The sequence below is a fragment of the Corynebacterium parakroppenstedtii genome (assembly GCF_019754935.1).
Taxonomy (GTDB): domain Bacteria; phylum Actinomycetota; class Actinomycetes; order Mycobacteriales; family Mycobacteriaceae; genus Corynebacterium; species Corynebacterium parakroppenstedtii.
On the sequence record NZ_JAGSOA010000001.1, the window covers coordinates 1,377,290 to 1,389,078 of the forward strand.

Annotated in this window: 8 protein-coding genes; 4 read left to right on the top strand and 4 right to left on the bottom strand. The window is 59.8% G+C overall.

All coding sequences use genetic code 11. The features are described from left to right. Positions 1-31: 31 nt before the first annotated feature. From KCQ76_RS05885 to KCQ76_RS05900, 4 genes are read right to left on the bottom strand one after another with little or no spacing between them, the layout of a single operon-like run. Positions 32-397, bottom strand: a complete 366-nt coding sequence (locus KCQ76_RS05885; RefSeq protein WP_046203399.1) for a branched-chain amino acid transport AzlD family protein — start codon at positions 395-397, stop codon at positions 32-34. Further along, positions 394-1,194 (bottom strand): AzlC family ABC transporter permease, encoded by an 801-nt coding sequence (locus tag KCQ76_RS05890; RefSeq protein ID WP_241864697.1) that lies wholly within the window; start codon positions 1,192-1,194, stop codon positions 394-396. Before KCQ76_RS05890 ends, KCQ76_RS05885 begins: the two co-directional genes overlap by 4 nt. A gap of 42 nt (positions 1,195-1,236) precedes the next feature. Further along, positions 1,237-1,842 carry a YqgE/AlgH family protein gene (locus KCQ76_RS05895; RefSeq protein WP_046203400.1) on the bottom strand — a complete coding sequence of 202 codons (606 nt, stop codon included), beginning with the start codon at positions 1,840-1,842 and terminating at the stop codon, positions 1,237-1,239. Further along, positions 1,839-3,350: a CCA tRNA nucleotidyltransferase gene (locus tag KCQ76_RS05900; RefSeq protein WP_060942039.1), complete on the bottom strand. Its 1,512-nt coding sequence runs from the start codon at positions 3,348-3,350 to the stop codon at positions 1,839-1,841. Before KCQ76_RS05900 ends, KCQ76_RS05895 begins: the two co-directional genes overlap by 4 nt. A gap of 151 nt (positions 3,351-3,501) precedes the next feature. Between KCQ76_RS05900 and KCQ76_RS05905 the strand changes: the two genes are divergently transcribed. The 4 genes from KCQ76_RS05905 (at position 3,502) to KCQ76_RS11080 (ending at position 11,774) form a co-directional block, all read left to right on the top strand. Continuing rightward, entirely contained in the window at positions 3,502-4,395 is an 894-nt protein-coding gene (locus KCQ76_RS05905) for an NUDIX hydrolase (RefSeq protein ID WP_082090008.1), read from the top strand. After that, the gene (locus KCQ76_RS05910) at positions 4,389-7,121 is read left to right on the top strand and encodes a hypothetical protein (protein WP_046203495.1); all 2,733 of its coding nucleotides are present in this window, start codon (positions 4,389-4,391) and stop codon (positions 7,119-7,121) included. Before KCQ76_RS05905 ends, KCQ76_RS05910 begins: the two co-directional genes overlap by 7 nt. A 142-nt stretch (positions 7,122-7,263) precedes the next feature. After that, on the top strand, positions 7,264-10,872 hold the full coding sequence (locus KCQ76_RS05915) for a murein biosynthesis integral membrane protein MurJ (protein WP_197416808.1): 3,609 nt from the start codon (positions 7,264-7,266) through the stop codon (positions 10,870-10,872). A 155-nt stretch (positions 10,873-11,027) separates the two neighbouring features. After that, positions 11,028-11,774, top strand: a complete 747-nt coding sequence (locus KCQ76_RS11080; protein WP_160296138.1) for an RNA polymerase sigma factor — start codon at positions 11,028-11,030, stop codon at positions 11,772-11,774. Positions 11,775-11,789: the final 15 nt, after the last annotated feature.

The following is an 11,789-nucleotide window of genomic DNA, read 5'->3' on the forward strand; positions in this document are numbered from 1 at the left end:
CAGTTAAACGAATCGGCCAGGACAAACGCCGCTACGCCACAACGTTGAGAAGCACAACGTAGAGTGCGGTTCCACCGAAAATTGAGAGCGTCACACTGTGCCGCCACACGTGGAGCAAACACGTTCCCGCGATGGCTACAAGGACAGGCCACCATCCACCGCTGTCATGCGACGTTTCCACAGCGGTGTAGACAATGAGCACCATGGTTACGCCCACGGGCATGGTTCGGCTGAGGTGGGCCACGAAATCCGATCCCCGCAAACGCGCAATAAACGGAAATGGGAATGCGCGCAAAGCAACAGTGACGACACCGATCACGAACAGCATCGCGAGCGTGTGAGACAGTGACACACCTTCGGGTAGCCCATAGTCACCATAAGCCAGCGTTTGAGTCATCGTTGTGTTTCCCCTTCACCATCGATGGGTTCAAACTGGTCACGGCTAGACCGCAGCGTGAGGGTGTCGTCAACAGTTGGAGACCAAAAGCGCACGAGAAGCACCGCAAGGTAGAGCCCTAACCCGATAACCATGAGAGATTGTTCTGACACTAGCCATCCGACGGCCGCGCAGATCAGGGCGAGGCCGGGTAGTGACCAGTCGGGATTCGCGGAAAATGACTCCATGGTGAGCACAATGAATAGGGCGACGAGAGCGAAGGACATCCCGTCGATGGTGGGAATGTACTGGCCGACAAGAGCACCAACTATTCCCGACGCCAACCATAGGGCTTGCACAACGACCTGGATTGTCAGGACGTGAACGCCGCTGATCGAGCTGTTCTTCGCCATGGACGTCGACGCGATGGCATAGGACTCATCAGTCAATGCGTAGGTGGAGTAGGCGCGCCAGGCGCGGCTCTTAATCGCGTGGCGGGGGAAGGTCAGGCCGTAGAACGCGTGACGGAAGTTCACCATCAATGTTGTTAACCCGGCAGAAAACAGCCCAATTCCGCTGCTAATCAAGCTGATGGTCAGGAACTCCATGGATCCCGCGTAAATGATGGTGGAGAGTATTGGTGCCCACCACCAGGCAAAACCTGATTGCACGACCAGAAGGCCAAAGGAAAGCCCTAGCGGAATCAGCCCCAGCCCAATTGCCCAGGTTTCAGCTAAACCTTGCCGGAAGTCGGGACCTAAAGAACCGCCGTGTGCGGGGTTGTTCTGCGGTGATCCGCGGTGTGGTGGTGTGTCCATAACGTGTTCTCTACGGGTGCGAGGTGACGGTTAATTCTCGGTTTAATTCTCGTTCGGGTCGATAGGGTAGGTCGCGAAGAGGGGGAGTGGTTGCTCTTGACGACGCATCACCTGCCCCCAGACATCGACATTGGCGGGAGCGAGGACGTCTTCGGTTAATGCCGGCGCCACGTACCAGTTCCCGCGCTCAATTTCGGCGTTAAGTTGGCCTGGCCCCCACCCGGCGTACCCGCCGAACATGCGAAGACCGTGCAGCTTCCCTTTCACCTCGTCGGGGTCGGCGTCTAAGTTAACCGTCACAAATCGGTGCGCCGTGGTGGAGAACAACGTGGTGTCGTCGATGACGGTATCTGGCTTCGCTACGCCGACGGCGAGAACAGTGTTGTGACCCACGGGTCCGCCGAGATAAATCACCTGAGGTGCGGTAATAAGCGGCGTCCACTGGGGCAGGACATTGTGTGTTGCCATCTCTGTGCGTTCTGTCAGATCGACGCCGACGGCACCGTCGGGACCAACGTCGAGAAGGAAAATGACGGAGCGAGTCAGCTCGGCAGATACCGTTCCGGGTGCAGAGACCAGCAACATTCCCGCCTCAGGCGGGGTTTTACTCAGCCCATTGAACAGGCGATCACTGTAGATATCACTCATGAATGTTGCTCCTCTGACTCCTGTTCCTCAGTCCACCATTTCTTCAGCTCTAAGATGGCGTCTTCGCGCTCTAAAGGCCCCTGATCCAGGCGAACATCTTTCATGTGCTTCCAGGCTTTTCCTACCATCGGTCCTGGTTCAATATCTAGGATCGTCATAATGTCGTTTCCGTCAAGATCTGGACGGATGCGAGCGAGATCCTCTTTATGCTGAATCTCCTCAATACGACGTTCGAGATCGTCGTACAAGCGTTGTAAACGCCGGGCTTTCGCCTTGTTCCTGGTTGTGCAGTCGGCCCGCACGAGCCGGTGAAGCCGGGGCAAAAGGGGTCCCGCATCGGTGACATAGCGACGAACAGCGGAATCATTCCACGCCTTCTCGGTATAGCCGTGGAAGCGCTGGTGCAGATAAATCAGTCCCGAGACGTCTTTGATGAACTGCTTACTGTATTTCAAGGCCCTGAAGCGCTTGCGGGCCATTTTCGCCCCCACCACGTCGTGGTGATAAAACGTGACGCCTCCGCCGGGTTTCGGGGCCCGCGTGCTGGGCTTTCCGCAGTCATGGAGCAACGCCGCCCACCGCAGGACTAAGTCCGGACCATCTGGTTCACGGTCAATAGCTTGGCGCAGCACCTGCAGCGAATGGGCATACACATCTTTGTGTTGCATGTGCTCATCACGGGTCATGCGCATGGCCGGGATTTCGGGAATGATGTAGTCCGCCAATCCGGTGTCGACCATGAGTTCAATCCCGTCGGTTGGGTGGTCCCCGAGGATTAATTTGTCCAGCTCAGCGTGGATCCGCTCCGCTGTGATCCGTTGAATGTCCCCCGCCATCCTCTCCATGGCCTCACGCACACGTGGAGCAACGCGCAACCCCAGTTGGGACACAAAACGGCAGGCTCGGAGCATGCGGAGGGGGTCGTCGTGAAACGAAATCGCGGGATCGTCCGGTGTGTCGAGATAACCGCGGACGAGGTCGGTTAATCCGTGAAGCGGGTCATGAAACACCTGCGAACCGTCGCCACGGACCTCAACAGCCATCGCGTTAACGGTAAAATCCCTGCGGGTTAGGTCCTTGTCTAAGGAATCACCGAAGGTGACCTCTGGGTTTCGTGATTCACCGTCATAAGTGTCGGCGCGAAAGGTCGTCACCTCTATATCTTGGCCACTGTGTTGGCCCGAAACTGTGCCGTAGTCAATGCCCGTATCCCACACGGCATCGCATGTGCTCTCCAAAAGCCGGTGGATATCATGCGGCCTGGCATTCGTCGTAAAGTCAAGATCACTGCTCAAACGCCCTAAAAGAGCGTCTCGGACGGAACCACCGACCAAGTAGAGGTCGCAATCATCATCATTAAAAGCCTGGGCAAGCGGTGTCATCACGGGGATTAAAGAGGCTAAGTCTCTGTGCGCTCGTGCCAAATATTCTGCCTCCATAACGGACGTGTCATGTGAGGAGCTCGAATCGGACGGACGCGAATGGGAGAGTGAGGACGAACCAGCCATGTCAGATATCGTACCGGTCGCCAAGACGTGTCTAGTCCCCACCGATCGTTATGACGCGAGTTATCCACAAGTGACCATTTATCCACAGGGAACGCGCAATGTGACTGGCCTATCTACCCACATGCGTTCGTCGGCCTCTATCCTGAAAAGAATGAGTAGGAGCACACGGCCACAGTCAGCGAGTCAAGACTCGTCCGACGCTGGCCACACGGGGGGCGCCGGATCGCCACGGCGCACGCGGCGCACAAACGGGGGCCGACGCCGGCGCAGCACCTCTAGCTCGAAAAATAACCGCCAGGGTGGCGATAAGAAGAAGGGTAACCACGCTCAGGGGAGCGGTTCATCGAGGGATAAAAATAAGCCACATCAGAAGCGTTCGGCGACATCGCGACGAAACAGCTCGCGGAATGCTGGTTCACGCAACAACTCACGCAACGGTGGGAAGCGTTCGAGGCCTGGTAGGCCACGTGACCAGCGCTCCGGCCGGGGGTCGTCCCGAAACTCGCGGCGGAATAAATCCCGCGCCCTCGCTTCCGTGTACATGCCTACTTCGGAAGAAACCTCCGCCGGTGGACTCGTCGTCTCTGGATTAGCTGAAGCCGTTGACGATGCCGGGATCGTGAATATGGATCGCATTTATGTATGCCTGATCGGGCGGCTTGACCGTCGTGGGCGGCTCCTGTGGTCCATTCCCAAAGGCCACGTTGAGCAGGGCGAAGACCATACCACGACCGCCGAGCGTGAAGTGTGGGAAGAAACCGGGCTCACCGGGCGCGTTTTCGAGGACTTGGGGACCATTGATTATTGGTTCGTGTCCGACGGAATCCGCATCCATAAAACGGTCCATCACCATCTGTTGGAATATGTTGACGGCATATTTAATGATGATGATCCTGAAGTCACCGAGGTCACGTGGGCTCCTGCCTCTGAGCTCGTCGAAAGGCTAGCCTACGGGGATGAGCGGAAATTGGCCCGGCGCGCGCACGAGATTCTGCCGGATCTGGCACGTCAAGCCCATGCGGAGGGGAGGATGACGCCATGGTGAAACCGTGGAGAACACGCATCCTAGGCATGTGCAGCGCTAGTGCTGTAGCTTGTGCCGTCGGAATTCTCCCGGCGACGATGACCAATACGGGATCTCAGGGCCCTACGGCTCAGGCAGCGGAATCGACTCAATGGACCAACCCCTCGGCGCGGGATGGTCACTCCAAGAACGATATTGATGTCTCGATTTCGCAGATCAACCCGACGATTGCCACGATCGATGGGCATGTTGCGTTCACGGTGAAGCTGACGAACTCAACATCAAGCACGCTCGACTCGATTACGTATTCTTTGTCGCGTTCCGACGCCGTCGTCGACACCGCATCTGCCCGTCTCCGGCTGGCGGATAATAAAGATGTCTTTAATCACGATCTGATCAACGGGTCTGTGGACCACGATCAAGCCAATGATTCGCAATCCACGGGGTCAACGTCGGCACGCGAATCGGGCAAGAAAAGCACGTCGGCCAAGAACAGTAAAACCACCACGTCCTCGGGTGATAACTCCGCTGTCACTCTCAAACCGGGTGAGTCCACCACGTTGACTTTTGATCTTCCGGTCACGGACGGGAATGGCAAGGCCACGCCGTTGGGCATTACTGATCCGGGGACCTATCCCATCGTGATCAGTGCTCAGGCGGGGTCATATGAGGGTTCGTCCAGGTTCTTGCTTCCTGTCCGGGATAAAGCCAAACCGGAGGCTGACAATAAACAGGCCAGTGAGAATCAGCCTGTACCGCTTACTTTTTTGTGGCCTCTGGCCAGCCGGTCGGCCATCGTCCCAGGTGAAACTGGTGAAGCTCCTGACTCAGCTCCCCTCCTGCTCAGCGACGAAACACTCGCCCATGAGCTTGCTCGGGGAGGGCGGCTCGACGGCCTGTTGTCGGCCTACGCCAACGCAGCCAGCAAGAATAACGGCATTAAAGAGGCGAGCTGCCTGGCCATCGACCCCGACCTGCTCACCACTGTGGAGAGAATGACTCACGGGTACTCGGTGACCAATGAGAGGCCGAGCGCCGTGAGCGAAACGACTCGCCTGCGGGATAGTTGGGGATCCTCCAAGGGAACGAAAACGCGCGATGGCAAGGGCACGGTCGATGCCGAGAGGTGGCTGAAGAAACTCAAAGACACGGCATCCGGGGGATGTGTCGTGTCGCTGCCCACCTCGGGGGCCAACCTCAATGCCGTTGCAGCCACCAAAGACCCGTGGCTAGCTGCGCAAACGCTCTCAACCGGGGATACGAACATTCAAGCCATTCTTGGCACCAGCACGCTCAGCAACATCGCCATTCCCGGCGCGGGGTACCTCAACCAGGACGCCATACCGTCGTTGGCCAACGCCTATACCAATGGGGAGCCCATCGACTTGAACTCGCAGTTCGAGGAGGGCGTGGCCAATACCGATAAATCTGCCGGCACTCCCACTACTGAGGAACCGCAGGTCAATCCGGTTACTCTCACGTCCGACGAGGCATCGACTAATACAGTGCGGCCGGCCTCGTGGCCTCCTCAGGATCCGCACGTTACGACGCTCGTCGCGGATAACTCACTGTCTACCAGCACTGAAACCGACAACAAGGAAAAGTCTGATACAGCTGCTGGCGATGGTTCGTCCTTTGACAAGGATGATTCCGCTGGCGGGGACTCTACGGCCCGTTCCCGCGATGACGACTCAGCCGCACATGACCAATCCGCGTGGGAAAACAAACTTGTCGACGTTGGCCACGGTGTGACAGCCATTCCGTTTAATGCGGATGTGGGGGCCACCCTTGCGGCAACCGGGGGGACTCCGGAGACGGCGGCGTATTCCACACCGCTGACGCGCTATCACGAGATGCTTGATTCCTCGCACGCGCGAATGCAGGACGCCATTGCCGTCATGTGGCAGACGATTCAATCACGCACTCCCGTCCTTGCCACGCCCCCCGCGCAGTGGACCGTCAGCAGCGAGGACGCCACCGCATTTTTAGACGCCGTTGGCACACTCCTTGGTGGGGAGGCCACACCGACCGCGCTATCCGCTATTACCTCCCAAACCCCACACTCCACGGGAAGCGTGAACCGCCCGTATGAGGATCCCGGCGCGTTGAACAGCGACGATGTGCATCGGGTGGCGACGCAGGCGTCGTCGATCACACGGTTGACCACCATGATGAGCAATGATGACCGGATTGAGCTCACGCGGTTTAACTTCACGGCGCCATTGCGTACGGATCTCCTTCGGGCACTGACTGACGACGGCCGACGGAGTGAGAAGAAATACGACACTGTCACCCAGTATTCGGACACGCTGTTGGACAAGAGCCAGGCGATGCTCCACAACCTTTTGACCTCGGTGAAGCTAGTCCCTCCGGGCAATGTGTACACGCGGACGTCGGATTCATCGCCCATCCTGATCGTGGCGCGCAATGGTTTACCGCTCCCGGTCAAGGCGTCGCTCCAATGGCAAGGTCCATCGAACGTTCAGCTCGACGAGCTGAAACAAACGTTGCCTGCTCGTGGTTCAGTGACGCTCCAGGTTCATGCTGATATTGCGGCACGGAATAAACAAACGAAACTCAAACTGTGGCTAGCCGGCGACCATAATCAGGCACTGTCTGAACCCACCACGGTCGCCATTCAATCTGCCCCAGGTATCTCCTGGAAAGGTGTTCTGACTGTGGGGGGAATCCTGGTTACGATCGCCGGAATCGGCCTTATCCTGCGGGAACGGCGAACACGCATGTAGGTTGCCGGCGTTACGATCTGCCCGATGAACTCCCTGTTTTCCCAGCACTAAGTGCCGCCCCACCGCCTTAGTATTCCCAATTCACAACGCTAACGGGCATGTCGATTCCACTTCGTTAAGCAAGTCGGCAACAATGGGCAAGGTGAGTTCAACCGACGAGAACCCAAGCTCCCCAGAGCAGCCCGAGCACCAACCGCGTCACACCGCGGCGTCCCCTCGGGCACGTGCTGGACAACGTGGCCGGATCGTCACCCCCAGGCCCCCTGCTCCAGTACCGGAGCCGAGGAAGAAACCGACCCAGCAGTCTGGCCCCGACCTCTCTGCACTCAGCGAGCGGCCACGCGCCGACCGGTCCGGTGAGCAAGGAGCACGGGGAAGCGCAGAAGCATCCCCCGATCGCGCCTCGTCATCGACGGCGACGGCCACCGCGGTGAAGCCCAAGCAGGGTCAGGGCGGAAGTGGGGACACATCGTCCCAGCCAAGCACCAGCGATGGTGAGGACAAGCCGCCTACGAGTACCGACACCGAGGTTGTCCGGGCCGGCGGGACGATGGCCGTCGCCACGTTGCTGTCCCGCATCACGGGGTTCTTCCGTAACCTCCTCATCGGCTCCACCATGGGCGCCGGGGTCGCGTCGGCTTACACGAGCGCGAACACTCTGCCGAACCTCATTACGGAAATCGTCCTGGGCGCAATTTTGACGTCTCTAGTCATTCCCGTTCTTGTGCGCGCAGAGAAAGAGGATGCGGACCACGGTGCCGCATTCATTCGACGCTTGCTAACGGTCGCGTCGGCACTGTTGGTGGGTGTGACCGTGCTCGCCGTCCTTGGGGCGCCGTGGCTTGTGCAGTTGTCCTTGGACGCGAACGGCAAAGTCAATGTCACGATGGCAACGGTTTTTGCCTATCTCCTGTTGCCACAGATCCTGTTCTACGGCCTCTTTGCGCTGCTCATGGCGGTGCTGAATACGAAGGGGATTTTCGGGCCCGGCGCGTGGGCTCCGGTGATCAATAACGTCATTGTGCTGGTCGTCCTTCTGGCGTACTGGTTCCTCCCGGGGTCGTTGGACCCAACCCAGCACGTGGCGATCACCGATCCTCACATCCTTTTGTTGGGCGCGGGCACGACGCTTGGTGTCGTGGTTCAGGCACTCATGCTGTTCCCGTATCTCCGGATGGCCGGGGTTGACCTTCGCCCGCTGTGGGGCATTGACGATCGAGTCAAGCAGTTCGCCGGCATGGGTTTGGCGATCGTCGTTTATGTCGCCATTTCCCAGGCAGGGTATTTCTTCACGAACCGTATTGCGTCGGCGGCCGATCCCGGTGCGTTGTTCATCTATCAGCAGCATTGGTTGTTGCTGCAGGTGCCCTATGGCGTGATCGGTGTGACTTTGTTGACGGCGATTATGCCGCGTTTGTCGCGCAATGCCGCCGATGGCGACAATCAGGGCGTTGTCCGTGATTTAACGATGGCCACGAAGATCACGCTGATGGCGTTGATCCCGGTCATCGTCTATTTCACGGTGTTTGGCACGACCATTTCGAGCGCCCTGTTCGCATGGGGTCGTTTCGACGCGGCGTCGGCGGAAACGTTGGGGTGGACGCTGAGTTTCGGTGCGTTCACGCTGGTTCCCTACTCGATCGTTCTTCTGCACCTTCGCGTGTTTTATGCCCGTGAGCAGGCGTGGACCCCGACGTTCATCATCATCGCGATCACCCTGACCAAGGTCATTCTGTCCTACTTGGCGCCGTTCCTGGCCACGCGCTCTGATTTCGTCGTCGTGTTGTTGGCGGCCGCTAACGGGTTCGGCTTCATCACGGGTGCGATCGTCGGCGCGGTGTTGCTGCATCGTTCCTTGGGGTCTTTGCGCGGCCGTGAAGTTATGCGGTCGACGACGTGGGTGCTCGCTGCGTCCCTGGCCGGTGCTCTCGCCGGCTGGCTGCTGGATCTGGTGCTGCGCGGGGATTGGCTCATGCAGTTCCCGAAGTTGGCCACCTTGATGCGCACTGGTTTGGACGGCATCGTTTTGGTGGCTGTCGCGGGCTTGATTCTGGCGAAGTCTGGCCTGGAGGAGATCGCGATTTTCGGTCGCGCGTTGGCGCGCATTCCGGGGCTGCGTCGGTTCGTATCGGTGCGGCAGTCCGCACCGGAGGACATGGTCGGTGTTCCGAACGCGGCCGATGCTGCGGATACGTACAACGTGACCGCCTTGTCGACGGCGTCGCCTGGTCTTCCTCCGATGTCGGCGGGTTTTGTGCGCGGGCCTAAGCTCGTGCCGGGCGCGGCCGTCGCGAATGGCCGCTACCGCTTGTTGGCCGACCATGGCGGCACGAATGCCATGCGCTTGTGGCACGCCCGCGAGCAGGCGTCGGGCAGGGAAGTCGCGCTGACGATCATCGATACCATGCGCATTCCGGGTATCGACGACTACCGCACTGCTCGCGATACGACGGACCACATTATTGACCGCACGTCCGCCCTGTACGAGGCGAAATGCGCTGGTCTGGCGCAGATCCGCCACATTATCCGTGACTCTGCGGGGGCGATTGTGGTGGCGGATTGGACGCCGGGTTCCGCGTTGGCTGCTGTGGGTCAAGGGCGTCCGGATCCGTATGCCGCGGCATTTGCGTGTGCCGGTCTGGCTGAGGCGGCGGTGACGGCGCATCGGCTGGACACGGCGTTGGGGATTGATCACCGTGACCGCTTGCGGATTAGTTCATCGGGTGAGGCCGTGCTGGCTTTCCCTGGGGTCATGCCGCATAACTCGTACGGCCAGGATGTGCATGGCGTCGGCGTTGCCCTGAGTCTGCTACTGGAGAACGTGGATCCGGTGCCGACGGAGATCGCGGAGCTGCAGGATGAGGCTTTGCACGCCCGGTCGGCGGATGCGGAGACGCTGGCGGACCGGCTGCGTCGTACCGGTTTGGGCGATGCGGAGCTTCATGCTGCCGACGAGTCCACTCCGAATCCGGAGGCTCGTCCTGGTTTCGGTGAGGCATCGCGCCGGCCCACGGGCATTGCGGGCATCGGCGCGCTGGCCATTGTCGTGGTTCTGGCAGCCGCGTTGATCGCCACGTATGTGGTGGGCAAGATCAACCGCAGCGATAATGGGCCCCTGAACTCGGGTTCGTTGGGGCGCGCTGGTTCGTCGATTACTCAGGGCGATGGTGCGAAACCGATTACCCCGACGGCGGCCGCGTATTGGGCTCCGGAGAATGGGCGGGGCACTCCTGATAACCCCGACATGGTTCCGTTGGTTATCGACGGAAATGGGACGACGGAGTGGCGTTCCGATGAATACGAGGCGCAGTTGGGCTCCTCCGCCACGTCGGTGAAGTCCGGCATGGGAATCATGATGACGTTGCCCGAACCTGCGACGGTGACCTCGCTGCGTATCGATGGCGCGAAGAGCGGGACACACGTGGAGATTCGTGCCGCTGGTTCAGCGACGCCGGCGACCGTGGACGAGACAACGGAACTGGCGTCGGCCGACCTTGAGGATGGTTCCACAACGATTGATATTCCCAAGGCTGCACGGCAGTCTGCCGCGCCGGGTGCGGAGGGCTCGGCGTCGACGGTTCCCGCCCACACGCAATATGTATTGGTCTGGATTACGGCCTTGCCGGTCCCGGATGCTGCGGAGATCTCGGAGATCGGCGTGACTGGCGTGGTGGATAAGCCCCAGTCCAGCACGGTGAAGCCGACGACGGCGCGGTCGATGGCACGGGCTGCGGCCCACGCTGTGGCGTGATCGGTAGCGTGATCTGTTCGCTACCAGGGGTGACGACGTAGGCCTCGGGTGCTCTAGCGCCCGGGGTCTACATAGAGGCATACATGTGGGGCCTGTCGGGCCTCGATACCGCGCCGGGTGGTGACATCGGGCGCCGGATATGAGAATCTAGTGTGGTGCTCATCGGGGGGAGGGCGCGGATTTCGTCGGGGGACGGTCCGCTGCCAAATCAATCTCAGAATACTGTCGCGCTGGGGGATGCTGACGGCTCTTGTAGCGAAGATCGCTATGTCGCCGATACTCATCACGCAGCGGATACTCACGCGGCGAACACTCATGCCGATGACGGTCCTGACCGCGGTTATGACTCACGACGCACCCGTCCCCGCGAGCTAGAGGCGATGAGCGACCGAGAGCTCTTCGCCGCGGTCAGCGCAGGTCAGGCGGATGCGATGGCGGTGCTGGCCCGTCGTCACGAAAAATCGATCCGCTTCGCTATTTCGCGCTGGGTGGATTGCCCGGAGGACGTGGACGATCTGTGGCAGGACACGCTGTTCAAGGCTCAGCGCGCGGCCACGATGTTTCGCGGGCGCTGTGCCCCGGGCACGTGGCTCCACCGGATCGCGGTGAATACGGCGAAGGACTATCTCCGTCGACGGGGGAATGCTCGGATGGTCGTTCTTGACGACGCCACACTTCCCGCGGAATTCTTTCACGCCAATGAAGGTGGGTTGCGAGCTGCGTTGAAGACTGCGCTGGCCGGCCTGGACGAGCCGTTCCGGACGACGTTTTTGCTTGTTGATCTCTACGGGTTCTCGGTGAAGGAGACCGCGGCGAAGCTGGACATCTCGCCAGGGACCGTGAAGTCGCGGTGCTCACGAGCACGTCAAGCTCTTCGGAGTGCGTTGAGCGAGGAGGCGTGACTAATCCGGAGCACG